This window comes from Streptomyces sp. CLCI03, assembly GCF_053615355.1.
This window is the reverse complement of the sequence record NZ_CM132132.1, coordinates 7,868,242-7,894,574: the sequence shown is the minus strand read 5'-3', so window position 1 is coordinate 7,894,574 and position 26,333 is coordinate 7,868,242. Positions and strand designations below refer to the sequence as shown.

The 26,333-nt window shown below is 73.2% G+C and carries 17 protein-coding genes; 1 reads left to right on the top strand and 16 read right to left on the bottom strand.

The window, feature by feature from the left end:
• Window positions 1-69 precede the first annotated feature (69 nt).
• From ACWG52_RS36520 to ACWG52_RS36500, 5 genes are all read right to left on the bottom strand, one after another.
• Window positions 70-1,170 (bottom strand): Gfo/Idh/MocA family oxidoreductase, encoded by a 1,101-nt coding sequence (locus ACWG52_RS36520; RefSeq protein ID WP_390167295.1) that lies wholly within the window; start codon window positions 1,168-1,170, stop codon window positions 70-72.
• Window positions 1,167-6,695 carry an amino acid adenylation domain-containing protein gene (locus ACWG52_RS36515; protein WP_453127137.1) on the bottom strand — a complete coding sequence of 1,843 codons (5,529 nt, stop codon included), beginning with the start codon at window positions 6,693-6,695 and terminating at the stop codon, window positions 1,167-1,169. The genes ACWG52_RS36520 and ACWG52_RS36515 overlap by 4 nt, the downstream gene beginning before the upstream one ends.
• Window positions 6,692-11,341 carry an amino acid adenylation domain-containing protein gene (locus ACWG52_RS36510; protein WP_453127136.1) on the bottom strand — a complete coding sequence of 1,550 codons (4,650 nt, stop codon included), beginning with the start codon at window positions 11,339-11,341 and terminating at the stop codon, window positions 6,692-6,694. Before ACWG52_RS36510 ends, ACWG52_RS36515 begins: the two co-directional genes overlap by 4 nt.
• Window positions 11,342-11,589: 248 nt before the next feature.
• Entirely contained in the window at window positions 11,590-11,880 is a 291-nt protein-coding gene (locus ACWG52_RS36505; protein ID WP_386126951.1) for a hypothetical protein, read from the bottom strand.
• A gap of 36 nt (window positions 11,881-11,916) precedes the next feature.
• A complete protein-coding gene (locus ACWG52_RS36500) occupies window positions 11,917-13,716 on the bottom strand; it encodes a carbamoyltransferase family protein (protein ID WP_389806673.1) in 1,800 nt (599 codons plus the stop codon).
• Between the two features lie 296 nt (window positions 13,717-14,012).
• On the opposite strand from ACWG52_RS36500, the gene ACWG52_RS36495 reads away from it, so the two are divergent.
• Entirely contained in the window at window positions 14,013-15,002 is a 990-nt protein-coding gene (locus ACWG52_RS36495) for an alpha/beta hydrolase (protein ID WP_453127133.1), read from the top strand.
• 62 nt (window positions 15,003-15,064) lie between these two features.
• Here ACWG52_RS36495 and ACWG52_RS36490 read toward each other — a convergent pair whose 3' ends face one another.
• From ACWG52_RS36490 to ACWG52_RS36440, 11 genes are all read right to left on the bottom strand, one after another.
• Window positions 15,065-16,819 carry a fatty acyl-AMP ligase gene (locus ACWG52_RS36490; protein ID WP_453127131.1) on the bottom strand — a complete coding sequence of 585 codons (1,755 nt, stop codon included), beginning with the start codon at window positions 16,817-16,819 and terminating at the stop codon, window positions 15,065-15,067.
• A 163-nt stretch (window positions 16,820-16,982) separates the two neighbouring features.
• The gene (locus ACWG52_RS36485) at window positions 16,983-18,695 is read right to left on the bottom strand and encodes a fatty acyl-AMP ligase (protein ID WP_389806676.1); all 1,713 of its coding nucleotides are present in this window, start codon (window positions 18,693-18,695) and stop codon (window positions 16,983-16,985) included.
• A complete protein-coding gene (locus ACWG52_RS36480; protein WP_453127129.1) occupies window positions 18,692-21,412 on the bottom strand; it encodes an aminotransferase class III-fold pyridoxal phosphate-dependent enzyme in 2,721 nt (906 codons plus the stop codon). Before ACWG52_RS36480 ends, ACWG52_RS36485 begins: the two co-directional genes overlap by 4 nt.
• Complete coding sequence (locus ACWG52_RS36475; protein ID WP_453127127.1) at window positions 21,409-21,669, bottom strand: acyl carrier protein; 261 nt, start codon at window positions 21,667-21,669, stop codon at window positions 21,409-21,411. The genes ACWG52_RS36480 and ACWG52_RS36475 overlap by 4 nt, the downstream gene beginning before the upstream one ends.
• Window positions 21,666-22,271, bottom strand: coding sequence for a 4'-phosphopantetheinyl transferase superfamily protein (locus ACWG52_RS36470; protein WP_390137425.1), 606 nt, complete (start codon window positions 22,269-22,271; stop codon window positions 21,666-21,668). The genes ACWG52_RS36475 and ACWG52_RS36470 overlap by 4 nt, the downstream gene beginning before the upstream one ends.
• A 10-nt stretch (window positions 22,272-22,281) precedes the next feature.
• A complete protein-coding gene (locus ACWG52_RS36465; RefSeq protein WP_389806679.1) occupies window positions 22,282-22,533 on the bottom strand; it encodes a phosphopantetheine-binding protein in 252 nt (83 codons plus the stop codon).
• Window positions 22,526-23,392: an alpha/beta fold hydrolase gene (locus ACWG52_RS36460; protein ID WP_389806680.1), complete on the bottom strand. Its 867-nt coding sequence runs from the start codon at window positions 23,390-23,392 to the stop codon at window positions 22,526-22,528. The genes ACWG52_RS36465 and ACWG52_RS36460 overlap by 8 nt, the downstream gene beginning before the upstream one ends.
• Entirely contained in the window at window positions 23,379-24,383 is a 1,005-nt protein-coding gene (locus ACWG52_RS36455) for an NAD(P)H-dependent flavin oxidoreductase (protein ID WP_389806681.1), read from the bottom strand. The genes ACWG52_RS36460 and ACWG52_RS36455 overlap by 14 nt, the downstream gene beginning before the upstream one ends.
• Window positions 24,383-25,210: a class-II aminoacyl-tRNA synthetase family protein gene (locus tag ACWG52_RS36450; protein ID WP_389806682.1), complete on the bottom strand. Its 828-nt coding sequence runs from the start codon at window positions 25,208-25,210 to the stop codon at window positions 24,383-24,385. Before ACWG52_RS36450 ends, ACWG52_RS36455 begins: the two co-directional genes overlap by 1 nt.
• On the bottom strand, window positions 25,207-25,452 hold the full coding sequence (locus tag ACWG52_RS36445; RefSeq protein ID WP_030760130.1) for an acetylxylan esterase: 246 nt from the start codon (window positions 25,450-25,452) through the stop codon (window positions 25,207-25,209). The genes ACWG52_RS36450 and ACWG52_RS36445 overlap by 4 nt, the downstream gene beginning before the upstream one ends.
• Window positions 25,449-26,327, bottom strand: coding sequence for a diiron oxygenase (locus tag ACWG52_RS36440; RefSeq protein WP_389806683.1), 879 nt, complete (start codon window positions 26,325-26,327; stop codon window positions 25,449-25,451). Before ACWG52_RS36440 ends, ACWG52_RS36445 begins: the two co-directional genes overlap by 4 nt.
• Between the last annotated feature and the right edge of the window lie 6 nt (window positions 26,328-26,333).

Genomic DNA, 26,333 nt, shown 5'->3' with positions numbered 1-26,333 from the left:
CTCCTCCAGAATTCTCGTACGCATTATTTGTACGCGTACAATAACTGTATCGCCGGGCCGCGACGCTTGTCACCCCAAGTCGCCGAGCAGCTCCGCCGCCGTGACCGGGGAGCCCGGTGCGGGGCGGGCCTCCTGGGGGAAGCCGAGAGCCCCCGTCAGCTCCTGCCAGGCCTGAGCCACGCTCAGATGCCGCCCGGCGGCGCTCAGCGGGTCGGCCCCCTCGGCGATCCGCCCCGCGAGCTCGTCCAGGGCGTGCAGCACGCCGTCCGGCCACACCTCCTCCAGCACCGACTTCCACGAGGGCGCCCCGGCGGGCCCGAGCACCTCGGCGGCGGCTCCGGGACCGGGCCGGAACCGGCCCACCGCGTCCGGCGCGGTGCGCGGGACGGGGCTCCAGACCACCGGGCCGTGGGTGTTGACCAGCGTCAGGTTCCCGGCGTCCGTGCCGACGGTGACGCGGTGCAGGAAGAGGCTGGTGCTGTCGTCACCGGGCTCCATCCGGTTCTCCACCCGCAGGGTCAGCGGAACCCCGGCGACGACGGCGTCCACGGCGGTGAGCGGACGGCCCCCGGCCGCCGCGGGCGGGGTCAGCGACCAGGGGCGCACCCCGCCGAAGATCTCGCCGAGGATGTCGAGCAGGTCGAAGGAGACCTGGACGGCGCACATCGCGTCCACGAAGACCGGCGTCCGCAGCTCCACCAGCCGCCGGGCCGCGGCGACGAAGCGCCGTACCGGCTCGACGTGCGGGTAGAAGGTGTTGAGCAGGTACTGGGTGCCGGTGGCGCGCGCCGTGCGCAGGCAGTCCGCCAGTTCGGCCGGGTGCACCGGGTGTTCCTGGAGCACGTGCACCCCGCGTTCCATCAGCCGGCGGGCCAGCCCGGTGCCCTGGCCACCGCCGACGCCGCCGGAGACCACCACGCAGGCGATGTCCACGTCCGCGGGGAGCTGGTCGACCGAGGAGTACAGCGGGACTCCGTACTCCTCGGCGAGGGCCACCGAGCGGGTGCCGCCGCGGGCGACGACACCGGCCAGGTGATAGCGGTCCGGGTCGCGGCGCAGCGCCGACAGGTACACCTGTCCGAAGCGGGTGCCGCACACCACGACGCGCAGCGGTGCGGTCGGCGGGGCGGTGCGCGGGGTGGCGTCCGGGGCGTGCTCCGGGCCGCTCATCGTCCCGCTCCCGACCGCGCGGTCAGCGCCGCGGCGGTCCGCGCCACGTGCGGTGGCCGGATGCAGCTGAAGTGGTCGCCCGGGACGTCGACGACCGTCAGCCCGCCCAGGCACAGCTCCCGCCAGAAGCGCGTCATGTCGTCCTGGAAGCCGGGGATGAAGTGCGTGGGCTCCACCGGGCGCAGGAAGGTGATGTCGCCGGCGTAGGGCAGCGGGTCGTAGTGCGTGACCGCCCGCACGGTGTGCTCGAAGACCCGGTGCAGCGCGGCCGCCTGCCCGACGTCGCCCACGCCCGCCCCGGTGGCCGCCAGCGCCCGGTGCAGCGCCTCCCGGCGCTCCTCGCGGGGACGTTCGCCCAACAGCCGGAAGCGGTCTGCGACGGCGCTCAGCGTCTCGTCGCCGCCGAGCCGTGCGAACACCCCGGCGTCGAGGGACTTCGGGGAGCGGGCCAGCGCCGCGGCGAGCGCCCGCCCCATGTCGCCCTCGTCGGCGGGCCAGCCGAGCGCCCCCAGGTCCCCGCCCATGACGCGGGCGAAGGCGTAGTCGACCATCAGCTCGTCGTCCAGCCGGTAGGGGATGCGGTAGCTGGACACCACGGTCAGTCCGCGCACCGCCGCCCCGGCTTCGTCGAGGGCGCGGGCCAGTTCGGCGGCGATCAGGCCGCCGGAGCAGTAGCCCACGACCTCGACCTCGCGGTGTCCGGCGGCGAGCACCTCGCGGGCGTACCGTGCGGCGAGGTCCTCGACGAGCCGGTCCGGGGCCAGCGCGAGGTAGCCGTCGCTGTCGGGCACGGCGAGCCCCACCAGAGGTCCGTGCCCGGCGAGTTCCTTGATCAGCGGTCGGTACGGTGCGAGGGTTCCCAGCCCCTCGTGCACCAGCAGCCGCACCGGTCCGCCCCCTTCGCCGCCCAGGGCGACCAGCGCGGACCGCCCCTCGGCACGCACGGCACCGCGCCCTTCCGTCCCCGCGCCGGAGACCGGCGGGGCCGTGAGACAGGCGGCCAGACCCGCGACCGTGGGGGTGTGCAGCAGCGTGCGCAGCAGGGCGTCGAAGGAGACGTCCGCCGCCTCGGGCAGGCACTCGCGCACCCGCCCCACCAGGCGGGCCGCGACGAGCGAGTCGCCGCCCGCGTCGAAGAACCCCTGCTCGCGGTCGGGGAGCGCGCCTCCGAGCAGTTCGGCCCACAGCTCGGCCACGCGGCGCTCCGCACCGGGGCGCGGCGGCTCGGCCGCGCGGTCGGCGGCGCGCTCGCCGCGCCGCGGCACCCAGTCCAGCAGTCGTTTGCGGTCGACCTTCCCGTTGGAGGTCAGCGGTATCGCGTCCACCACTTGGACGTGCGCGGGGACCATGTGGGCGGGCAGCCGCGCGGCCGCCCAGCGGCCGACGTCGTCGGCGTCCAGTGGGGCGCGGTCCTGTTTGAACGCCGCGGCGAACACGCCCTGCCCGAGGGCGGCGAAGGCGTCGTCCGGGCCGGGCAGGCTGAGCACCTGCGTGGCGCCCGCCGCACCGAGCAGGCCGCGCCACTGCTCCTCGTGGACGAACAGGTCCGCCCGGTCGCGCCGCAGGTCCTGCGGCTCCTCCATCATGAACGCCTGGGTGGCCGTGATCTCCGGGTGTTCCCTGGTCATCTCCAGCAGGCAGAGCCAGCCGCCGGGGGCGAGCAGCGTCCGTATCCGGTCGAGGACCTGTGCGGTGTCACGGGCGTTGTTGAGCGCTCCCGCGCTCAGGACCACGTCGAAGGAGTTGGGCAGCAGGCCCTGCGCGCGCGGGTCGCCGTTCATGTCGAACAGGCCGAAGCGCATCCCGGGGCGTGCCCCGAACCGCTGCCGCGCGTCGGCGAGGAAGTACTCCGAGACGTCGGTGAACAGGTAGTCCACCGGCCGCTCGCCCAGGGCGTCGAGGACGGGCCCGGTGGCCGCGCCGATGCCGCCGCCGACCTCCAGGATCCGCAGCGGACGGTCCCGGACGCCGCTCGCCGCGCCGGCGACGGCCGCCGCGAGCATGGCGAGCAGCCGGCGCGCCGCCAGGTTGTCCGCGTACCAGGCCCGCGCGACCTCCTGGCCGCCGCCCGGGAAGAACAGCCGTACGGCTTCCTCCTCGCCGCGCAGCAGGGCGGGCAGGGCGTCGGCGTGGGCACGGAAGTAGGCGAGCAGCGGGGGCGGGCAGATCGCGGCGGGGGCGTGCGCGGCGAGGTCGGCCCAGGCTCCGTCGACCTCGATGCGCCGGGGGGCGGCGCCCCCGGTCCAGCTCTGCCCGTCGGGCTCGGAGCGCACCAGCGCTGCCCGCTCCAGGGCGTGCAGCCAGCGGCGTAGCAGCCCGTGGTGGCGCTCGTCGATCCGGAGCAGGCGGACCAGTTCCTCCTCCGTGCGGGCCCCTGCTCCGGCGAAGAGGCCGGAGGGGGCGAGCGCGTCGGCCATGGAGAGCAGGAAGGCACGGTCCAGGTGCTCCACGTACGCGGCGACCTGCCCGGCGTCGGGGGCGCCCTCCTCCAGGGGCGCGGCGCTCACGGTGGCGGCCGCGGCCTCGACGGCGCGGGCCACCGAGGAGTCGGGCGGGTCGGTGCGGACCGCCGGCTCCACGAAGGCGACGAGGGAGCGTTCCAGGGCCTCGGTGCCCTCGACCAGGACGGCGCTGGAGCCGACCGCGGGGTGTTCGCCGAGGACCGTGTCGATCTCGCCCAGCTCGACGCGGTGCCCCCGGATCTTGACCTGCTGGTCGACGCGGCCGAGGAACTCGATCCCGCCGTCCGGGAGGTAGCGGCCGAGGTCGCCGGTGCGGTAGAGGCGCTCGCCGGTCCCGGGGTGCCGCGGGAAGCGTTCGGCGGTGCGCTCGGGGTCGCCCAGGTAGCCCTCCGCCAGCCCGACGCCGGTGATGTACAGCTCGCCGACCACCAGCTCGGGACGGTCGCGCAGGGCGCTGTCGAGGACCCGGAAGCCCTGGTTGGCGAGCGGGGTGCCGTAGGGGACGCTGCGCCAGTGCGGCTCCACCCGGTGGATGCGGTGGTGGATGGACCAGATCGCGGCCTCCGTCGCTCCCCCGAGGCTGACCAGTTCCGCGCCGGGCAGGTGGCGTCCCGCGTGGGCGGGCAGGGCCAGCGGGATCCAGTCGCCCGACAGCAGGGCCAGGCGCAGCGGGCCCGGTTCGCGGGGTTCTGCGTCGAGGTAGTGGGCGAGCATCTGGAGCTGGGCGGGCACCGAGTTCCACAGCGTGACGCCGTGGCGCTCCATCAGGTCCGCCCAGTGGGAGGGGTCGCCGCGTCGGGCGGGGTCGGGCAGCACCAGGGCCGCGCCGAGCGCCGTCGGCCCGAAGAGGTCGTACACGGACAGGTCGAAGCCGAGCGCGGCGAGGCCGAGGACGCGGTCCGTGTCGTCGACGGCGAAGCGCCGGTTGATGTCGTGCACGGTGTTGGCGGCGGCCCGGTGACTGATCATCACGCCCTTGGGCTCGCCGGTCGAGCCCGAGGTGTGGATCACGTAGGCGAGGTCGCCGGCCGCCACCGGGGGCCCGTCGGGGACGTCGGACGGCGCCCGCCGCCCGGCGGCGGACACGTCGACCGGGTAGCAGCCCTCCGGCAACGTCCGGGCCACGGCGGCGTCGGGGACGAGCGCGTAGCGCGCCCCGCAGCCGGTGAGAATTCGGTCGCGGCGCACCCGGGGCTGCGCGGTGTCCACCGGTACGTACGCGCCTCCCGCGAGGAGGGCGCCCAGGACCGCGACGGCCTGGTCGCACCCCTTGTCCAGGAGGACGGCGACGAAGTCGCCGGGGCGACAGCCCGCGGCGCGCAGTTCCCCGGCCACCCCGCCGGCCCGGCCGAGCCATTCCCCGTACGTCATCGCTCCGGCGGAGTCGACGACCGCGGTGCGGTCGGGGAAGCGGCGGGCGTAGGCCACCAGCGGTTCGTGCAGCAGACCGCCGGGTTCCGGGGCCGCCGTGGCATTGACGGTGTCGCGCACCTCCCGCTGGCGGGCGGGCAGGCCGAGCGGATCGGCCTCGCCCCAGGGGGCGTCCTGCTGCGCGAGCCGGCTCAACAAGCCGGCGAACGCGGCGAACATCTCGTCCACCAGGCCGTCGGGGAACACCCCTTCGCGGACGTCCCAGTTGACCTCCAGGCCGCCGAACTGGTCGGTGGCCTGGCAGTCGATCCACACCTGCGGGGTCTGGCTGATCCCGTACACCGGGCGCAGCCGCCCGGCCCCCTCGCCGAGCGCGCGGCCCACGACGCCGATGCCGCCGGTGAACACCACGGGCATCAGGGCCGCTTCGCGGCCCCGGCGCCGGGCGATCTCGCGCAGCACCTCGACGCCGCTGCACAGCCGGTGGTCGAGGTCCTCGAAGAGCTGCTCGCCCAGGGCACGGGCCCGGTCGTCGAACGCGGCCCGCCGCGACTGGTCGACCTCCAGCAGGCTCACCGAGGTGAAGTCGCCGAGCAGCCGGTCCACGTGCGGATGGAGCGGCATCCGGTTCAGGACCGTGAGCCCCACGGTGAAGCGCTCGGCGGCGCTCCAGCGGCCGATGGTCTCGGTGTAGGCGGCGAGCACGGCGTTGGCCGGGGTGGTGCCGTGGGCGGCCGCCCTGCTCTTGAGGTCCCTCCAGGTGTCCTCGGTCAGCGAGGCGGCCAAGCGGCGGAAGCGGGGCGGCGCGTCGGCCGGTGTGTGGCCGTCGGCCAGCGGGAGGGCCGGTGCGGCGGGCAGTTCCTCGGCGCGGTCCCACCAGTAGGCACGGTCGCGTGCGTAGCGTGCGGTGTCGCGCAGTCGGCGCTCCGCGCCGACGTAGTCGCGGAAGGTGGCGTCCACGGGCGGCAGCGGGCAGCCGGGCTGCTCGTAGCGGCGGTCCAGTTCGGTGAGCAGGAGCTGGATGCTGATCCAGTCCAGCACCGCGAAGTCCATCGACAGGTGCAGCAGGCAGTGGCCCTCCAGCCGCGTCAGCCGCACCTCGTACATGGGCCGCTCCCCTGCCGGGTGGACCCGGTGGGAGAGCTCCGCGCGGACGGAGGCGGCTGCCTCGGTCGCGGCCTCGGCGGTCAGCCCGCGCAGGTCGGCGACCCGGATGCGGGTGTCGGCGAGGGCGGGGGCGATGCGCTGGGTGCCGTCGCGCGAGATGACCGAGCGCAGCATGCCGTGGCGCTCGACAAGGCCGTCCCAGGCCTCTTGCAGCCGCTGCGGGTCGAGGTCGGCGGGGCGGCGGAACTCCAGGTAGATGTGGCACGAGACGCCGCCGTAGTCGAAGGCCTCGTCGCGGCCCAGCAGGTACGCGGACTGGATGTCCGTCAGCGGGAAGGGCTCGTGGCGGTGGTCCGGGTCGGCCGTCCAGGTGACGGCGGGGGCGCCCGGGTCGCCGGTGGGATCCCCGGCGGGCGGGGTCCGGTCGGGGAGCGCGGAGAGCAGTTGCTCCTTGCGGACGCGCAGGGCTTCCAGGCGCTCGTCCGTCATCGCGCCGCGCGGGGCGCGGAAGCGCAGCCGGTGCCCCTCCCGCCAGACGTGGATCCCGGCCTGCTCGAACTCGCTGATCAGCTCGCCGACGGTCACAGCACACCTTCCTCGTAGTCACCGGCCGGGCTCTGGTCCGCCGGTGTCGTGTCCTGGGCTTCGCGTAGGAGCCCCTCGATCAGCGTGCTCAGGGAGGCCACGGTGGGCGCCCTCATCACCTCGCGCATGGGCAGTTCGACGCCGAGGGACCGGTGGACCGCGGCCACCAGTCGGGTGGCGAGGAGGCTGTCGCCGCCGAGGACGAAGAAGTTCTCGTCCCGGCCCACAGAGGCGAGGCCGAGCAGCTTCGACCACAGCGCGGCCACGGACTGCTCGGTGGCTCCCCGGGGCGGCTCGCCGGATTCCCTCGGCGAGACGGCCAGGGAGGCGAGCGCGCCCCGTACGGCGCGGCGGTCGACCTTGCCGTTGGCGCTGAGCGGCAGGGCGGGCAGGGCGGCGAAGTGTCCCGGCACCATGTGTGCCGGTACCCGGTCGGCGAGCCAGCGGGCCAGCCCCTCCTGGCCCGGGGCACCGGCCGTGGCGGGCCGGCGTGCCGAGAGGAGGACCTCGCCGGTGGGCTCCGTGCGCTCCACGCGCACCTGGACCAGCCCGGCGGCGGCGCACGCCCGCACCCATCGCGGTCCGGAGTGCAGCCGGTCCGCGCCCGTGCCGCCCTGGCCGAGCCGGCCGGCCTCCGCCTCCAGCGGCAGGGCGATCAGCAGCGCCAGCGGCGTGAGACGGGTGCGTTCCAGGATGTGGACCCGGCCTCCGGGCCGCAGCAGCAGCGCCATGGTGGCGGCGGCGGTCTCCGGATCGGGCATGCGGTGCAGGACGTTGGCGGCCACGACCGCGTCATAGGCGTGCAGGTGCGCACCCGCCAGGGCGAGGGGTCCCTGCTGGACGGTACGGACCCGGTGCCCCGAGTCCGCGAGCCGCGCTTCGGCCGCCGCCAGGAGGGCGGGGGACGGGCCGAGCAGGGTGTAGTCGACGGAGCCGGGTTCGAGGCCGGCGAGCAGCCGTGCGGCGCCGAGCCCGCCTGCCGCGTCCCAGTCCGCCACGGCCGGCGGCCCGGCCCCGGCGTCGGGGGCAGCCTCGGGATCGGCGGTGAGGTCCGCCCGGAGGGCGGCCGCTACGGCGGCCAGGCAGCTCCTGCTCCCCGGCATGGCGTCGGCCAGGCCCTCCGGCGACAGCACGGGGTCCTCCAGGAGCACGGAGGCGTGGGCCTCGCCGCTCAGTACGGCGGCGAGCATCGGCGCGGCCCAGGCCAGCGCGTTCGCCACCGGCTCCAGGTGGGTGCCGGCCGCCCGCACGCGCAGTTCCTCGAACCACCCCGGGGCGCGCACCCGCTCCCACCGCGGGCCCGGCCGGACCTCGTCGCCCTCGCGCCGTACGACGTCGTGCCGGGCGAGCTGGTCGAGCCAGGCGTCCAGGACGGGACGCTGCTCCTCGCGCACCGGCATGGTCCCGGCGGGTGCCGGCAGCGGGGCGACCACCTCGGCCAGTACCGCCTCGACGAGCCGCAGTTCGAGCGGATCGCCCTCGTCCAGGGGCTGCCGCTCCGGTCCGCAGTCCTCGACGGCGTCCGCCGGACCGTGCCCCGCAGGGCGCTCCACGACGGCGGCGACGAGTTCACGGCGGCGCTCTCCGACGGTGACGACGACAGCCGAGGAGAGGTCGGGGTGGGACTGGAGGGCGGCTTCGATCTCACCGAGTTCGACACGGAAACCGTTGATCTTCACCTGGTGGTCGAGCCGGCCGAGGAACTCCAAGTTCCCGTCGGGCCAGTAGCGGCCGAGGTCGCCGGTGCGGTACCAGCGCTCCCCCGCCACGACGGGGAAGCGCTCCGCCGTCAGCTCCGGCTCCCCCCGGTAGCCGAGGGCCACGCCGTCGCCGCCGATCCACAGCTCGCCCACCACCCAGTCGGGGCAGTCGCGGCCGCGGCCGTCGACGACCCGGAACCTCTGGTTGCGCAGCGGCTTCCCGTAAGGAACCGAAACCCACTGCGGGGGCACCTCGGTGATCTCGTACGCGTTGGACCAGATCGCGGCTTCGGTGGCACCGCCGAGCCCCACGAGCCGACATCGCCCGTCCGTCGAGGCGGCCAGCCGTCCGGGCAGATCCAGGCCGATCCAGTCGCCCGACAGCAGGGCCAGCCGCAGCGAGGCGGGCAGTGGGGCGCCGTCCGCCGCGGTGAGGAGCATGTCGAGCAGTGCGGGAACGCTGTTCCACACGGTCACCCCGTGCCGGGTGCACAGGGCCAGCCACCGGTGTGCGTCACGCCGGTCGGACTCGTCCACCAGGACCAGCGCACCGCCCTCGGCCAGCGGTCCGAAGACGTCCCACACCGAGAGGTCGAAGTCCAGCGCGGAGACGGCCAGCACCCGGTCCCGCGGCCCGATGCCGAACCGCTCGTCGATGTCCTCGACGGTGTTGACGGCGGCCCGGTGGCTCACCTCGACGCCCTTGGGCGTGCCGGTGGAGCCGGAGGTGAAGATGACGTACGCGGTGTCCTCGGGCGCGACGGGTACGGGGGCGTCGAGGGGCCGCCCGGTCAGCGCCTCGGCGATGCCGAGCACCTGGGTGGCCGGGTCCGACGCCTGCGGGAGCCCGGCCCCTTCCAGGACGAGGCGGGCGCCGCTGAGTTCCAGGATGCGGGCGCGGCGCGCGGCCGGTTGGTCGGCTCCGACGGGTACGTAGGCGGCACCCGCGGCGAGGACTCCGAGGACGGCGGCGATCTGGTCCGGGCCCTTGGGCACCGAGACCACCACGGACGTGCCCGGTCCGATGCCGCACGCCACGAGGGAGCCGGCGATGCGCAGCGCCCGCCCGGCGAGTTCGCCGTGGGTGAGGTGGCCGTTGTCGTGCCACAGCAGTGCGGGATCGGGGGCACGCCGCGCGGCGTGCGCGAAGAAGGCCGTGTGGAGCAGGCGTCCGCTGTGCGCGCGGGTCGCGGAGTTCACCTCGTCGCGGCGGCGACGCTGCGCGACGGGCAGCGGGAGGGGGAGGTCCTCCTCGACGCGGTCGTCGGCGGGCGCGGCGCCGTACTCGGCGGACGGCTCGGCGAGGGAGGCGGCGAAGGGCTCGGCGCTGGTGGCGAGGTGGCGCAGCAGTGTCGTGTAGGCGGCCATCATGGCGGCCGGCACCCCGGGCGGGAACAGGTCGTCCACCGAGTCCCAGGCCAGCAGCAGTCCCCCGTCCCGGGTGGCGTAGACCTGGTGGTCGAGCCAGACCTGCGGGGTCTGGGAGAGCATCCAGGACAGTTCCCCGAAACGCTCGGCGAAGGAGTCGGGGACCAGGGGCGCGTCGAGGTTGCACGCGAAGACGACCGGTGCCGCCGCTGCCGCTGCGGTGCCCGGTGCGCCTGCGTCGGCGCGGACCAGGTCGCGCAGCACGTCCACTCCGGTGTACGCGGCGTGCGCCACGTCCTCGTGCAGCTGACGCTGCACGGCGCGGGCGCGTTCGGCGAAGCCGTCCCCCCGAGTCAGGTCGACCTCCAGCAGCACGAGGCTCGTGAAGTCGGCGACGATGCGTCCGATCTGCGGGTGCGCCCCCAGGTCGCGGTCGAAGAGGGGCAGGTTGAGGAGGAAGCGCTCCTCACCGCTCCAACGGGCGAGGACCTCGCAGAAGGCGGTGGCCAGCAGCACGGCGGGGGTGACGCCGGCCCGGGCGGCCCGCCGGCGCAGGGCGCTCCACTCGGTGTCGGCCAGCTCGTGGGTCCGGCGTACGAAGCGGGTGACCTCCAGCTGCGCGGGCTCGGTCGCCAACGGCAGCCGCGGGCCGCCCGGCAGGTCCGCGAGCCGGCGCTGCCAGTAGGCGCGCGCCGTCTCGCGCGCGGCCCGCCGGCCCTCGTCGCGTTCGGCCAGGTACCGCTGGAAGGTGTAGGCCGGGGCGGGCACCGACGCGGGGTCGTCGTACAGCGCGGCCAGGTCGGCGAGGAGCAGCCGGATGCTGTGGACGTCGGCGACGAGCAGGTCGACGTTGAGGTGGAGCCGGTCGCCGCCGGTCCCCGGCAGTCGGCTCAGTTGCAGGTCCACGACCTCGCCGGCGCCGACGTCCAGGCGCCGGTGCGAGAGGCGGCCGCGCAGCTCCTCCAGGGTGCGGGTGGCCGTCTGCTCGGGCTGGTCCCGCAGGTCGTGCACGGTCAGTCCGGGCCAGGGGGACCGGGGCAGTACGCGCTGCGTCGCGTCGGGCTCGAACCTGGCCCGGAGCATGGGGTGGGCCTCCAGCAGGGCGCGCACGGCGCCCTCCAGGCGGGCGGGGTCGACCTCCTGGGCGTCGATCTCCAGGTAGGCGTGGCATCCGACGCCGCCCAGCGGCTGGTCGTCGCCGCGCCCGATCCAGTAGGCCTGCTGCACCTCGGTGAGGGCGAAGGTCCCCGCTTCGTCGACGGGTCCCGCGGCCGGGCCGCGGGACCCGTCCGGTGCGGGGTCGGTCGCGCCCTTCAGCAGGTCGTACCAGGCGGCCAGCCGGGGGTCCGCCGACAGCACTCTGAAGTCGACCCGGGCGCCCGCGCGGTTGAGCCAGTTGGTGAGGGACATCAGCTGCATGGACTGCAGGCCCAGTTCGAAGAGGTTGACCTCGTCGTCCTCGGGGCCCAGTGCCATGTCCATCAGCCGGGAGACCTCCAGTCGCAAGGTCTCCGGTTCGGGTGCGGGGACCGCCGTGTTCACGGCTCGGGCCCGGGGCGGCACAAACTCCTGTGACATCCGATAACTCCGGTTCGTTGGTCGCGTGCGAGCGGCTCCGCGCGCCTCCTCGGTGGTGGGCCCGCGCAGCAGCGGCCGGAGGCCCGACTCAGCCTCACAGGTGCAACTGGCCAGAGTCTGGATGCTTTCTGGGAGGGCCTCGCAGCGGACGGAGCCGCACGCGGGCGGGCATCACGCGGCGGGTGGGCATCACGCGGCGAGCGGCGCCGCGGGGGAAGCGGCGCCGCTCGCGATCGTGGCTGCGGGGGTCACACCCGCATGCGCGTACCCGTGGGTTCGCGGCAGGCGGCCTTCGCCGACTCCACCGCGCTGCGGGCCAGGGCCACGGCGTCGTACAGGAGATCGGTACGGGTGGCTTCGCCGTCGGTGGCGTCCTGCCGGGCGCGCAGCAAGGCGGCCGCGCAGGTCAGGGCGTCGCTGGCGGCGCTGATCTCCGGCGGGATGCGCGGCAGGCGCGGGGCGCGCAGTTCCCGGGCCAGTTCTTCCAGTTGTCTCACGACGGTCGTGAGGTCCGCGGTCGCCTCATGGACGGCACCCACAGGTGGCTCCCTTCGCCTTCGGCACGAGTACGCGTGTCAGGCGGACGGGTCCGTCTTGGTGACGAGGTAGTTGCCGAGCACCACGTGGTCGATCTCGGTGCCCAGGAAGCAGTTCAGCGCGTCGGCCGGGGCGCACACGATGGGCTCGCCCGCCACGTTGAACGACGTGTTGATCAGGCACGGCACGTCGGTGAGCGCGGTGAACCGGCGCAGCAGCGACGCCAGCAGCGGCGTGTCCTCGTCGTTGATCGTCTGCACCCGGGAGGTGCCGTCCACGTGGGTCGCGCCCGGGATGACGTCGTGGTACTCGGGCCGCACCGGGAAGACGAACGTCATGTACGGGGAGCGGCTCTTGCGGCCCATCTCGAAGATCTTCGGCGCGTCCGATTCGAGCACCAGGGGTGCGAACGGCCGGAACGGCTCACGGTGCTTGACCCGAGTGTTGATGACGTCCTTGATGTCGGGGAACTTCGGGTTGGCCAGGATGCTGCGGTGGCCCAGGGCGCGGGGCCCGTGTTCGAGCCGGCCCTGGAACCAGCCGATGACGACCTTCTCGGTGAGCAGCTTCGCCACCTCGTCGACGATCTCGGTCTCGCCCAGCCGGGTCCAGCGGACCCGGTCGCCGAACTCGTGCAGGGTGCGCTCGATGGTGGCGTCGTCGTACTCCGGGCCGAGGTAGGGGGTGACCGACTCCGCGTACTTCACCTCGGCGGTGGTGTCCGGGTGGTTGGCCCAGGCGTGGACGGCGGCGCCGATGACGACGCCGGTGTCGCTGGCGCCGAAGCTGACCGCCATGTCCTCGAAGCGCGATCCCTCCAGCAGCTTGGTGTTGTTGACGCAGTTCAGCGCCAGGCCGCCCTCGAACAGGAGGTGGTTCAGGTCGGTCCTGGCCTCCAGTGCGCGCAGCTGGTGGGCGGTGACGACCGTGAGCATCTCCTGCGCTGCGGCGGCCAGGTCGGCCTTGTACGCGACGGTGTCTTCGAGCGGCCCGAAGTGTTCCTCGAAGAGGTCGTCGAAGCAGCGGCCGTTCTCCGGGTCGTGCGGCCGGCAGAGGGTGTAGCGACCGCCCTCGTGCAGCTGGACGATGTGCTCCAGGAACGGGTTCGGCGACGGCGGCCCGGCGAAACCGGAAAGGCCCATGACCTTGTACTCGTCGTTGTTGGGAACGAATCCCAGGAATCGAGTGATCGAGGCGAAGAGATTGCCGAGCGAGTCGTTCGCGCTGATGATCGAGTCCTCGAAGACCGTGATGCGACCGTCGCGGATCTCACCGGTCAGCGAGGAGAAGAGCTCGGCGCGCCCGTCACTGATGAGGAATGCGGTGTCCTTCATCCCCGCCATGTAGTAACCGGTCATGGCGTGTGCGAGATGATGCTGCACGAACACCACCTTTTCCGGGTCGGGGGTGAATCCGGTACGGGCCGCGAAGTCGGCGAGAACGGCCTCCCGGCCGAGGACCTTGTCGAAGAGTTCCGCGATGCGCGACAGTCGGCCGGCCTTCTCCGCGGGCGGCAGCGGGGCGGACGCGAGATCGAGCAGCATCGCGTCGAAGGTCTCGTCGGTGAAGTTCCACGGGATCGCGATGAGGTCGATGTCGGAGAACTGTATGCCCGCCTGGTCCAGGCACCACTGCACGGCGTGGAACGGGAAGTCGGAGGTCTTCTTCTCCCGGTTGAGCCGCTCCTCCTCGACGGCGGCGACCAGCTTCCCGTCCACCAGGAGCGCCGCGCCCGAGTCGTGCCCGAGGACGTAGTGCTTCTCGGTGCCGACCGCACCGAATTGCTCGGCGAACACTTCTGCGCCCCGGGTGAACCCGTTGCAACCCAGTACAATCATGACGAAATCCTTCTCTGTCGGTGCGGGAATGTACGCGTACGAGCACCCATCGAAATCAGCGAATTCACCGCCAGGCTATCGACATGGATCAATTCCCTGCAATATGCGGTCCGCACCGCCCCGGATGCATTTTCCACATCTCCCGGGGAGTTCGGGCTGCTGCCATGGCCGTCGAGTAAGGTGAACCGGTGAATTGCCGAGAAGATCGCGTGCGTCTCATTTCTCGGCGAACGGGTCCGTAATTTCGGGTCCCCGATGTCCGGAGCGCCTTTCACGATCCCCGAGGAGGGGCTGTCATGCCCTTGGACCGCATGCTGCGCAACCTGATCACCTGGCAACGCGCCGACGACCCTCCCGTTCCGGTCCGCGCCGTCGGTGTCGAGCAGGCCCGCGCGCGCTATCTCGCGAACACGGCCGTCCCCCCTCGGGCGGGCGCCGGCCCCCGCGCCGCCGTCACCGCCGTGGACCGGAGCGTCGACACCCCCGACGGGGCGGCGTTCCGCTGCCGGGTCTACACCCCGGAGACGGACGAGGGGCGGGTGGTGGTCACCTATCTGCACGGGGGCGGATGGGTGTTGGGCGACCTCGACAGCCACGACCGGGCCTGCCGGAGCGTCGCGGTGTCGCTGGGCGCGGTCGTCGTCTCGGTCGACTACCGGCGGGCCCCCGAGTTCCCCTACCCCACCCCGCTGCTCGACGCCGTGGCGGCGGCCCGCTGGACGGCCCGCCGCTTCCCCGACCGCGACCACGTGCTCGCCGGGGACAGCGCGGGCGCCAGCCTCTCGGTCGGGGTGGCGCTGCACGCGCGCGACACCGGCGAACTCGGCCTCGCCGCCCAGCTGCTGCTGTACCCGCCCGTCGATCCGCGGCTGCTGTTCGCCGCGGCCAGTGACCACGCGCAGGGATACCTGCTGACCGTCGACGACATGGCCTACCACTACGACCTGTACGTCCCCGACGCGCGGCGGCGCAGCGATCCCGCCGTCGACCTGCTCAACGCGGACCTGCGCAACCTGCCGCCGACGGTGGTCGCCACGGCCGAGTTCGACCCGCTGCACGACGAGGGCGTCGAGCTGGCCGACAAGCTGGCCGTGGCCGGCGTGCCCGTCCGGCACGTCCCGGGGCCGGGCTTGGTGCACGGGTACTTCCTGATGCAGGACATCGTCCCGGCGGCGGCCGTCCGCTCCGAGCGGGTCCTGGAGGAGCTGGCCGGTGTCCTGCGCCCGGCGCCCGGTCCAGGACGGGCCGCCGCCGCGCGCTACGCCGGGGCGGCCCGGGGGGAGTGAGCGGGCGCCGGCGCCGGGCGGGAGGTCCCCGCCCGGCGCCGCCGGTCCGTCGCCGGGGCGGGTCACGGCCCGGACCGCTCCGCGTTCCTTCTCGACCTCAGCGCCCGTTCCACCCCCGGCGCGTGGTCGGCGTGCAGGGCCTCCAGTCCGCCGTTCAGGAACAGCCGCCGCGTCTCCACGCGCTGGATCTTGCCGCTGGTGGTGCGCCGGATCCCGCCTCGCCGGACCAGGACCGTGCCACCGAGGGCGACCCCGAACTCCCGGTCCACGGTCCGCCTGATTCCCTCCGCCAGGAGCCTCAGGCGCTCCTCGGCCGGGCGTCCCTGGACCTCGTACGCCACCACGAGCGCCCGAGCGATACCGAGTTCGACCGTCGGCACGGTGAACACCGCTCCTGCGAGACCGAGTTCGGGGTGGCGCGCACGCAGCTCCCGCTCCACGTCCTGCGGGTAGAGACGCCGGCCGTCCACGGTCAGCAGCTCCTGGATCCGGCCGGTCACGTACAACTCTCCGTCGTGCACGGTGCCGAGGTCTCCGGTCCGCAGGAACCCGTCCGGCATGAAGGCCCGCTCCGTCGCGTCGGGGTTGTTCCAGTACTCCTCGGCGAGGCTGGGTCCGCGCAGCCAGATCTCGCCGATGCCCGCGGGCGGCACTTGCTCGCCGGTCAGCGGATCGACGATCCGTACGTCGTAGTCGCGCGGCGTGCCGCAGCTCACCAGGTCGACGCCGGAGTCGGCGGGCACGAACCGGTGCCGGGTCAGCGCCTCGGCGTCGACCGTCGTGACCAGTGCCTTGCGGTCCGCCTCGCCGGAGACGAACACGGTCGCCTCCGCCATGCCGTAGCAGGGGCTCAGTGCGTCGTCGCGCAGTCCCGCGGGGGCGAACCGCTTGGCGAACGCGTCCAGCGTGGCGATGTCGACCCGCTCCGAGCCGTTGGACGCCGTGCGCCACCGGGACAGGTCCAGCCCGGCCAGCTGCTCGTCGGTGATCCGGGCGCAGCACATCTCGTAGGCGAAGTTCGGGGCCGCGGACCATTGGATGTCGTAGGTGTCGATGAGCCGCAGCCAGTGGTGGGGCCGCTGGAGGAAGGCACTGGGGCGCATGAGCACGCAGGTGCCGCCCACCAGCAGTGCGGGCAGGAGCTGACCGAGCAGCCCCATGTCGTGGTAGTGCGGGATCCAGCCGCCCAGCCGGGACTCGGCCGTCAGGCCGAACGCGCGCCGTTGGGCGTCCACGTTGTGCAGCAGGCTGCCGTGGCCGACCATGACGCCCTTGGGGTCGCCGGTGGATCCGGAGGTGTACTGGATCATCGCGAGGGTGCGGTGGTCCGCGTCCAGCGGTGTCCAGGCGCCCGGGTCCGGCAGATCGCCGCCGTCCGTCGCGAGGACCCTGGTCCCGGTGAGCTTCTCGGCCTCGGTCCAGGCGCGGACGGCGGGCAGGCTCTCCGTGTCGGTGAGGATCACGGAGGCCGCCGCGTTCCCGGCTATGCCGCTCACCCGCGCCTGTTCGTGCCGGTAGCGACCGGGTAACGGTGCTGGGACGGCGGCCACGCCGGCGTAGAGGCAGCCGAGGTAGGCCGCCGCGAAATCGAATCCGGCCGGGTACAGCAGGAGCGCCCGGGTGCCCACCGGGTAGCGGGCGCCCAGCCACGCGCCGATCCTGGTGGCCTCGGCGTCCAGTCGGGCGTACGACCAGCGGGTGGCGCCGTCGGCCCGCTCCACGTCGTCCACGAAGATGATCGCGGTGTGGTCCGGTGTCCTGAGCGCGTGCCCGCGCATCACCGCGGTGGCGCTGGTGGCGTGCGGCAAATCGACCATGACCCTGGTTCCTCTTTCCGGCCGTGCGGGCGGCCCGAGTCTCCCGACGGACCGCCGGCCTCGTCGGGGTTGGTTGGTGCGGTGGTCGGTGTCGTGCGGTGTCGGTGTCGTGCGGTGGTCGGTGGGGAGCGGTGGCCGTGTTCCGTCGTGGTCGTCCGCGCCGTCAGGCGTCGGCGAGCCCGGCGAGTTCGGGCCGGACCACGAACAGCTCCCGGGCCCTGGCCCGCTGGAGCTTGCCGCTGGTCGTCTTCGGGATGCTCCGCTTGGGGACCAGGTGGATACCTGCCGGGCTCACCCCGGTCCGGGAGCTGACCGCGCCCTGGAGGGCCTGGCGCAGCTGCGCGTGCTGTTCCCCGTCGAGTTCGGTCTCGACGATCAGGTGGAGTTCCTCGGAGTCGGCGTTCTCGGGCCGGTGTCCGACCGCGATCACGGCGCCGAGGCGCACTCCGGGGACGGTCTCGGCGGCCTGTTCGAAGTCGGAGGGGAAGTAGTTGGTGCCCCGGATGATGACGAGGTCCTTGGCCCGGCTGGTGATGCGCAGGCCGCCGTCGCGCAGGTAGCCGATGTCACCGGTGCGCCACCAGTCCGGGGCGTCCACGCAGGCGGCGGACTCCTGCTGGAGGTCGAAGTATCCGGCCGTGCGCGAGGGGCTGCGGAACTGGATGTGCCCGATCCTGTTCTCCTCCAGCGGGTGCCCCTCTTCGTCCACGATGCGAACCTCGGCGTCGGCCACCGGTTCACCGCAGTCGACGACCTGCACGGCACTCATGCTCGCCGGGTCCACGTCGACCGCCCGGCCCCCGGTGCCGGCGGCCTGCCGGTCGATGGAGTCGTAGGTGAAGGGCGTGCCGGGCCGCTTCGTGGTCACGACGAGCGTGGCCTCGGCCATGCCGTAGCCCGGCGTGAACGCGTCGGCGGGCAGGCCCCAGCGGGTGAAGCGGGAGACGAAGCGCCGCGCGGTGGCGGGCTGGATGGGTTCCGCCCCGCAGAACGCCATGCGCCAGCAGGACAGGTCGACGCCCTCCAGCTCCTCGTCGCGGGCGCGGGAGGTGACGTAGCCGTAGGCGAAGTTCGGTGCGGCCGCGACGGCGCCGCGGTAGTGGCTGATGTGCCGCAGCCATTCCGCCGGTGCGCGCAGGAACCGGGTGGGCGGCATCAGCACCGTGTTCCCGCCGACGTAGACCGGGCACAGGACACCGGTGATCAGCCCCATGTCGTGGTACAGGGGAGCCCAGCTGACGGTGGTGTCCGCGCGCGTCCACCCGACGGCTCCGGTGAGCTGGGCGCAGTTGGCCGCCAGGTTGGCGTGCGAGACCATGACGCCCTTGGGCCTGCCGGTCGATCCGGAGGTGCACTGGATCAGCGCCAGGTCCTCTGCCGCGGGCAGCTGCAGGGGGTGCGCGGGCGCGTCGCTCGCGACGGCGCGCGCGTGGAGCGCGGCGCCGTCGACCAGGCGGGTGTCGGAAAGTTCCGGGAGGGCCTCGATGACCGCCGTCGTGGTGACCACCGCGGCCGGGCGCAGATATCCCACGAGTTCCTTGAGCTGGCTCTCGAACCCCGCGGCGCCGCCCAGGCGCAGCGGTACGGCGATCGCCGTCGGGGTGGCGCCCAGCAGCTGGGTGCCGAAGAAGGCCGTGAGGAACTGCACGCCCGTGGGCAGGCAGAGCAGTACCCGGTCGCCGCGGCCGACCCCCTGTTCGGCGAGGGCCGCCGCGCACCGGGCGGCGTTCTCGACGAGGGCGTCGTAGCGCAGCTTCTCCTCGGTGTCCGGCTCCGGGATCAGGGTCAGCGTCGATCCGTCGGGGCCGGAGGCACGTTCCGCCTCGGCCAGGAGGGCGTGCCACATCGTCGGGAACTGTGGGCCGGTCGCGGTCATCCGATGTTCTCCTCGAGTACGGTGCTGAGCTGGTCGACGACCCAAGGCCGGACCGAGACGTCGTCGCTGACGATGCGGGCGGGGTGGAATCCGTGCCGTGCGGCCAGGTCCCGTGCGGCCAGTACGCCGGCCGAGGTCAGGCCGCCGTAGGACGGGCTCGGTGTCGTGGGCTCGAAGCCGAGCAGGATCGTTTCGGCCAGGCAGGAGTAGAGGATCCCCGGCGGCAGCGTGATGCCGGGGAAGCGGGGGGTCTGCACGCCCGGGAGCTGGATGCGGCCGCCGGAGACCAGGGTGACGTGGGACAGGCCCGTCACCGCCGGATGCACGTCGCCGGGGACCGCGAGATCGCAGACGAGGACCTTCCGGTCCCCGTCGAGGTGGTGGGGCAGGATCACGGGATCCGAGGAGTTGGTGGCGGTGACGACGATCGGGCAGTCCCGCAGCGCTTCGAGGTCGTCGGCGACGGACACCTCACTCACGCCGCCGATCCGGTCGGCGACGGTGGCCAGCCGCCGCCCCGAGCCGGGCCGGCCGACCAGCACCAGCGACTCGCAGTGCGGGGCGACGAGTTCGGCCATCACGGCGCCGATGTTGCCGATGGCGCCGACGAGCCCTACGCGCCGCTCCCCGGCGCCCGACTCGGCCAGATTCAGGCGCAGCAGGTCGTAGGCGCATGCGGCGGTCAGCGAGTTGCCCGACGTCACCCGGACGCCGTCCTCGACCACGTCCCGTGCGGCGTTGGTGACGATGGAGGTGTGGCCGCCGAGGCCGACGACCCCGGCGCCGAGCGACACCGCCAGCTCCACCCCGTCGAGCACGCTCCGGCGCAGCCAGGCCCCTTGTCCCGCCCGCAGCGCGGCGTTGGCCTGGGCGGCGGTGAAGGGCACGGCCACCATGACGACCTCGACGGCCGCCCCCGTCTCGGAGGTGATGCGGTGGCGGACCACCTCGAAGGGGTCCAGCTCGCCCTGCATCCGGTCGAGCGCCGCCGTGCACTGTTCGTCCGTCCAGCCCGCCAGTTCCGGCGCCATCGACCAGAGGGTGCTCGGGACGTCCAGGTTGGCGAGGAACGCGACGCGCGGCACGTCGTCCGGCCGGACCGGGCGGTCGCGGCGGGGCGCGGGGACGTGCCGGCGCGGCTGCCACCCGCCCCGTGCGGGCAGGGCCAGATGCTCCATCAGGGTCGCGTAGTCACCGCGCGACAGCAGCCCGGCGACCTCGTCGAACGCGGCGGCGACCCGGTCCACGTCGGCCGGTTCGAGCAGCGCCGACGGCTGGACGCGTACGGTCGCGGGCGCCGACAGGGTCGGGATGACCCTGATCCGGTGGGTGTGCAGGATGCGGCCGGCGACGAGGTAGCCGAGCGACTCGGAGTCGAGCACCTCGCGCAGCAGCCCGGACGCGGGACGCGGCACGTGGAACTCGACGCCCAGCAGCAGCCCGCGCCCCCGTACTTCGGCCACCGCCCGCGGCCACCGCCGCGCGACCTCGCCGAGCCGGTCGCGCAGCAGCGCGCCCACCTCGGTGATCCGGTCCCGGTGGGCGAGGGCGAGGTCCACCGCGGCCGTCGCTATCCGCGAGGAGAAGTCGTCGTCGGCGAAGGTGGAGGTGTGGTGGCGGCCGAACTCCGGCACGTACCGGTCCTCGGCGACCAGCAGCGCCGACACCTTGGCCAGGCCGCCGCCGAGGGACTTGGAGAACAGGTAGTAGTCGGCGACCACACCGGAGGGCTCGGAGGCCAGGAAGGTGCCCGTACGGCCCATGCCGCACTGGATCTCGTCGAAGACCAGGGCCGCCGCGTGCCGGTCCGCGAGCTCGCGCAGGGCGGCGAGCGTCTCGGGCGGCACCTCGTGCACGCCCGACTCCCCCTGGACGGGCTCGGCGAAACAGGCGGCCACCGGCGACAGGTGCAGCAGGGCGGAGTGCGGCACTCCGGAGGCATCGAGGGTGACCGAGGGGACGGGGATCCGTTCGGCGTCGAGGGCGGTCACCACCGCGCCCGGCGTCCAGTCGTGCAGGCGCCGGTGCTGCGGCCCCGGTACGTGCAGGTCCTCGGGGACGTTGCCGCCGTGCGTGAGCGTGCCGGCGGCGGTCGTCTTGCCGTGGAAGGCGTCGCGCAGCGAGACGAAGACGGGATCGGTGCGCCGCAGACCATCGATCAGGAGAAGGGCCTCGGCCAGCACCTCGGCGCAGGGGCGCCCGACCTCGGGGCCGCTCGCGCAGGCGACGTCCCCGATGGCGTCGCGCCGCACGCGCCGCAGCAGCCGCTCGCACTCCTCCTGGAGGGCGCCGAGGCGCCTGCGGTGCTCGACCGTCGCGTGCTTCACGGCGGCTTCCACCGCGTCCGCGCCGGTGCTGCCGAGGGTCACCACGTAGCTCGCGCCGGTCGTGGCGCCGACCGTTTGCGACAAGCGCCGCGCCAACTCGGCGGCGCCGGGCCGTATGCTGCCCTGGGCGTTGAAGGGGATCTCCTCGTCGAGGCACCGCCGGGCCACCTCGACCAGTGCGGGGTGGTTGTGCCCGAACAGTGAGGAGCCGGCGCCGCCGACGAGGTCGAGTATCCGCTCCCCGGTGCCGCTCCCCCCGCCCCCGTCCGGGAGTTCACGGGTCAGGTGATCGCCCCGGCCGGCTCGGTAGGTGACGTCGAGGTGCATGGCGCGCAGGAGCCGGGCGAGTTCGGGCCGGGTGTGCCGCGCGAAGGCGGAGTCGTCGTTCATGCGGCGCTCTCCTCCTGGCCCGCCCGCACCGTCAGCGAGGCGGTGACCTGGTCGACGACCTCGCGCAGGGTGCGCATCGACGCGGCCTGCTCGTCCGAGATCGCCACCTCGAACCTGTTCTCCATCTCGACGATCAGGTCGATGGACCGGACGGAGTCGAGGCCGTAGTCGGCCAGCAGGACGTCGGGGTTCAGTTCGGGCACCTGGAGTCGGCTGCGGAACAGTTCGTCGACGATCTCGAGTACATGGTGATTCATTGCTTCGTTTCCCCATTCGAGGCGAAATCTTGAGTTCGGTGCCGGACCGCCACGGCGAGCGAGAGACCCGACTGCGAGCGCACCCACACCGGTACGGACTCCTCGCGGTAGGAGGCGGTCAGCACGCCGCCGGACCGGCTGAGGCCGATCCGCCAGAACACGAACGCACCTGGCGGGCCGAGCCCGTTGAGCGCCTTGAAAGCCGCTTCCTTGGCGGCGAACAGCTCCCGGGGGACGTACGTCCCGCCCGGCGCGAGCAGGGCGCGCCGCTCCCCCTCGCTGAAGACGAACCTGGCCATGCGCTCCGTCACGGCCACGTCCTCGATGTCGACTCCGACCGCCTCGGCCCCGGGCACCACCAGGGCCACCGCGAGGTGTTCGGTGTGCGAGATCGAGCCGGGAAATCTCCGCGGGAAGCGGGGCCGGCCGTCGGGCTCGCGGGGGACGGCACGGTCGGCCGACCCGGCCGCGGCCAGCGCCGCGGCGGCCGCGAGGCGGCCGGCCACGAACTGCTGGGCCGGGCCGTGGGGCCACGCCACCGGGCGTGCCTCCATCGACGTGGGCGCGGTGATCCCCGCGGGGACTTCCAGCTCGACGGCCACCGCGCACCCCTCAGCGGCGCTGCGCCACGTGGTCGGCCAGCGAACCGATGGAACGCAGCACCTCCGGGCGGACGTCGTCGTCCCACTCGAAGCCGAACGCGTCCTCCATCGCCACCAGCAGGTTGACCAGGGCGGTGGAGGACACCCCCGCCTCGCGCAGCGACACGTCGTCGGGGACCGCGTCGACGAACCGGTCGCTGCCGGACAGCTCGACCAGGAGGCCCCGGATGCGCCTGCGGACGTCGACCGCCGTGTCAAGCATGTGCGTCCGCTTCCTCCGTGAACTTGCGGACGATCGCCTGGAAGCCCTCGGGGTCGTCGAGGTAGGGCACGTGACCGGCGTTCGGCATGATCTCGCAGCGGCCGTTCGGGAACAGCGCGGCCAGGTCGTGGCCCCGTCCCGGGCTGAGCAGGATGTCGTCGTCACCGAGGACGATCAACGTCGGCGCCTCGATCCGGGACAGCAGCTCGGAGCCGGTCTCACCCTGTTGGACGAGGGACAGGCCGTTGCTCAGGTCCTCGACGGTGTTCATCGCCATGAAGCTCTCGCGCAGCCCGAGGAAGCCCGGGGTACCGCCCTCCTCGTTCATCTCCCCGCTGATCACCTCGGGGTAGATCTGGTTGTACAGGGCGGCCAGGCCTTCGGTCCTCAGGGTCTGCAGCCAGGCCCGGTTCAGCTGCCGGTGGCGCCGCATGCCGCGCAGGCCGAAGACCGGCCCCGCCAGCACCAGTCCCCTGACCCGGTCCGGGCGCGCCAGCGCCACGTCCCGGGCGAGCTGGGTGGAGGCCGAGGTGCCGACCAGATAGGTCGATTCGATCTCCAGGGCGTCGAGCAGGGCGATCACGTCGGCCGCGTGCTCCTCCCAGGTCGGCTCCTCGGGGAGCCGCGAGGACGCGCCGTGGTTGGCCATGTCGTAGGTCACGACGCGGTGGCCCAGGGCGAGGTCGGTCGTGTACTCCCGCCAGAAGGGGGCGGTCAGGAAGAAATTGTTGAGGAAGGTGACGGCGGTGCCGTCACCGCTGGACTCGACGTACAGCTCCACGCCGTCCCTGGTGCGCACGCGCGGCGCGTCCTCGCGGTACGACAGGTCCTGCTGCTCCTGCTCTTCACCGGCTGACATGGCTTTCCACCCTCTTCTCGTGGCCGGCGCTCCCGGCGCCGGACAGGACGTGTGCGAATGCGGCGACGACATCGGCTGCGGAGACTTCCTCGCGGACGGCGCCGCAGGACAGCCCGCAGTACATCGCCATCTCCTCGATGCGGCCGGTGGTCGCCTCGGTCGGGACCGCGGCACTGAACCGCGGCACCAGGTACGGCTTTCCTTCGACCACGGTGCGGCCGATGAACTTCTTGGGGAGGCGCGGGTCGGCGGTCGCGGCCGTCGCGAGCACGCGGTGGCGCCGGTCCGGCCAGCCGATCCCGTAGACGTCCGTGATCACGGTGTCGCCGCTGTCGGCGGCGGTGACCGCCGACTTGAAGCGGGGGTGCGCCCGGGATTCGCGGGCGACGACGAAGGCGGTCCCCAGCAGTACGCCGTCGGCGCCCTCGGCCAGTGCCCGGGCGGCGTCGGCGGGAGAGCCGATGCCGCCCGAGGCGACGAGGCAGGCGCCGGGCAGCTCTGCGCGCAGGGCGGCGACGAGTTCGCCGCGCGGCGCCGTGCCGAGCAGGTGGCCGCCCGCCTCGGTGCCCTGCGCCACCACGACGGCGCCGCGCCCGGCCGCGCGCACCCCGTCGGTGACGGACCCGACCTGGACCACCAGGGCCCGGCCGGCCGCGGTGACGCGCGTGAGCACGTGGTCCTCGGGCATGCCGAAGAAGGAGAGGTGGACGTTGTGCGGTGTCTCGTCGAGCACCTGCTCCACCTGGCGGCGCAGTGCGTCGGGCCCGACCACCTCGGGGATCAGGTTCACCCCGACCGGCCTGTCCGTGCCCCCGGTGAGTCGGGCGAGCAGGGCCGACAGGGCGCCGCCAGCGAGCTTGTAGCCGCCGGCGCAGCCCACGGCGCCTGCCTCGGACACCGCGCACGCGAGTTCCGTCCCGGCGACGCCGCCCATCCCCGACTGGAGCAGGCTCACGTCGGCGCCGAGCACGTCGGCAAGCGTCGGACGCATCAGCCCAGGCCCTCGACCGCGGCCACCGCGGCGGCGGCGCTGCCGAAGCGTCGGGTCAGGGCGTGCACCCAGCGCTCCAGGCCGAAAGCCAGGCAGCTGGTGTGCGCGGTGTCCTCGCCGGCCGAGATGGCGCACCGTTCGCCGAAGAAGTTGCGGTGGTAGTTGACCGAGCCGATGGCCAGGTCTTCCACGACGAACTCCTCCTTCACCGGGAACAGCCGCTGCATCTTCGCCTTGCCGCCGTTCTTGTCGAAGAAGGGGTCGGTGGCGACCTCCAGCCGCACGTCGAGGCCGAGTTCGGCGCAGAGGGCGAGCACGGCGTCCTTGGCCCGCAGGATGTGCTGCTTGGCCGCGTCCTCGGATCCGATGCGGACGATCTCCCGCATGGAGAACCCGAGCAGCCGCTGGAGTCCGTCGTAGTGGTTCTCGTTGCGGAAGCACGTGCCGACGGTGGTCCGGGTGGTCCCCTCGGCGGGGAGCGCAGTACCGGCCAGGTCGACGTAGACGGCGTAGCAGGCCGCCGACGGCAGGGCGAAGCCGCTCGGCTCCATCACGTCGGTGGGGACGAGGTCCAGCGGGCGGGAGGCCCCCGCCAGGAGGGGGGCGACGCGCTCCGGGTCGAGCCGGGTGGCTGCGAGGCCCAGGTGCGGGAAGTTGTCGTAGTAGTCGAACCGATCGAGGTCCGCGGTGCGCATCAGGAACGGGAAGCGGAACTCCGGGGCGTCCCAGCCGTCGGCGAAGCGCCGGAAGACGGTGTCGACGGCGCGCAGCAGCCGTAGTTGGCCACCGTCGAGGATGCTGAGGCCGTTGTCGGTCGCTGTGGTCATCGTGCTGCCTTCTGCTGGAAGAATCGCGCTTCGATCGTCTTCACGGTGCGGAAGTCGTCCAGGTCCACGTCTTCCGGATCGACGGACTCGCCGGTCAGCTCTTCCAGGAGGAAGATGAACTCGACGAAGGCGAGGGAGTTGATGGCCCGGCTGTCGATCAGGTCCAGGTCGTCGGGGACGTGGCCCAGGTCCGGGTTGCGTCCCTGGATGAACTCCCGGACCGTCCGCATCGGATCGGTCATGCGACGACCTCCCTGCCGACGCCCGCCTTCGTGAGGAACTTCCTCGTCCGTTTGAGCACTTCGTCGTGGGCCTTCACCCGGGCCGGGTGATGCAGCGCGCGCCGCCGCAGGGCCAACGCGTCGGGGATGCCCGCGTCGCGGTAGGCCGCCGGGTTGTAGAGGGTGCCGATGCTGTACTGGAGGTAGTTCTCCAGGTAGGCGGCGACCGCCGGCACCTCGTCCGGGTCGCGCCGGGACACCTGGCCGAGCAGACTGGTGAAGATCATCCGCCCGAACGCGACGTGCCGGCTCTCGTCCTGGTGGTGCACCCGGTTGATCTCACGGGCGATGGGCGGCAGCGCCGGGTCGGTGGCCATGTGCGCGTTGTAGTAGTCGACGATCTCCTCGAAGATCAGGATGCGCGCGAACACGATGAGTTCGCGAGCCACCGGGGAGAGGTGCTCGACCGAGTCCGCCTTCAGCGTCGGCTGCGCCGGGTAGAGCTTGCCGCCGTAGCGCAGGCAGAACTGCGCGAAGAACCACATGTGCTCGTTCTCCTCACCGATGAAGTGGTGGAGGAACTCCGAGACGTCGGCGTAGGTCCGCTCGTGGATGCGCATCACGACTTCGCTCATCAGCTCGCGGATGCCGTGGATGTTGAGGCTGAAGAAGTTGATCGCCTCGAACCTGGTGAGCGCGATCTGTTGGGCACGGGTCAGCTCGTCCCACATCGGGGTGCCGGCCAGCGTGGTGAGGCTCTCGCTCATCCACGGCAGGTCGGGCTCGATGGCCTCGGGCCAGTCGAACATCGTGTACGGGTTGTAGTAGCCGGATTCGGCCAGGTGCTCCAGCCGCTCCAGTCCGAGGACGACCGGCTCGATTTCACGTAACGCCATTTTCAC

Excerpts from the sequence above, each read along its gene's own strand:
- ACWG52_RS36520 (WP_390167295.1), bottom strand. The coding sequence starts at position 1,170 with ATGAGCGGCCCGGAGCACGCCCCGGACGCCACCCCGCGCACCGCCCCG.
- ACWG52_RS36510 (WP_453127136.1), bottom strand. The coding sequence starts at position 11,341 with ATGTCACAGGAGTTTGTGCCGCCCCGGGCCCGAGCCGTGAACACGGCG.
- ACWG52_RS36500 (WP_389806673.1), bottom strand. The coding sequence starts at position 13,716 with ATGATTGTACTGGGTTGCAACGGGTTCACCCGGGGCGCAGAAGTGTTC.
- ACWG52_RS36495 (WP_453127133.1), top strand. The coding sequence starts at position 14,013 with ATGCCCTTGGACCGCATGCTGCGCAACCTGATCACCTGGCAACGCGCC.
- ACWG52_RS36490 (WP_453127131.1), bottom strand. The coding sequence starts at position 16,819 with ATGGTCGATTTGCCGCACGCCACCAGCGCCACCGCGGTGATGCGCGGG.
- ACWG52_RS36485 (WP_389806676.1), bottom strand. The coding sequence starts at position 18,695 with ATGACCGCGACCGGCCCACAGTTCCCGACGATGTGGCACGCCCTCCTG.
- ACWG52_RS36480 (WP_453127129.1), bottom strand. The coding sequence starts at position 21,412 with ATGAACGACGACTCCGCCTTCGCGCGGCACACCCGGCCCGAACTCGCC.
- ACWG52_RS36475 (WP_453127127.1), bottom strand. The coding sequence starts at position 21,669 with ATGAATCACCATGTACTCGAGATCGTCGACGAACTGTTCCGCAGCCGA.
- ACWG52_RS36465 (WP_389806679.1), bottom strand. The coding sequence starts at position 22,533 with ATGCTTGACACGGCGGTCGACGTCCGCAGGCGCATCCGGGGCCTCCTG.
- ACWG52_RS36460 (WP_389806680.1), bottom strand. The coding sequence starts at position 23,392 with ATGTCAGCCGGTGAAGAGCAGGAGCAGCAGGACCTGTCGTACCGCGAG.
- ACWG52_RS36455 (WP_389806681.1), bottom strand. The coding sequence starts at position 24,383 with ATGCGTCCGACGCTTGCCGACGTGCTCGGCGCCGACGTGAGCCTGCTC.
- ACWG52_RS36450 (WP_389806682.1), bottom strand. The coding sequence starts at position 25,210 with ATGACCACAGCGACCGACAACGGCCTCAGCATCCTCGACGGTGGCCAA.
- ACWG52_RS36445 (WP_030760130.1), bottom strand. The coding sequence starts at position 25,452 with ATGACCGATCCGATGCGGACGGTCCGGGAGTTCATCCAGGGACGCAAC.
- ACWG52_RS36440 (WP_389806683.1), bottom strand. The coding sequence starts at position 26,327 with ATGGCGTTACGTGAAATCGAGCCGGTCGTCCTCGGACTGGAGCGGCTG.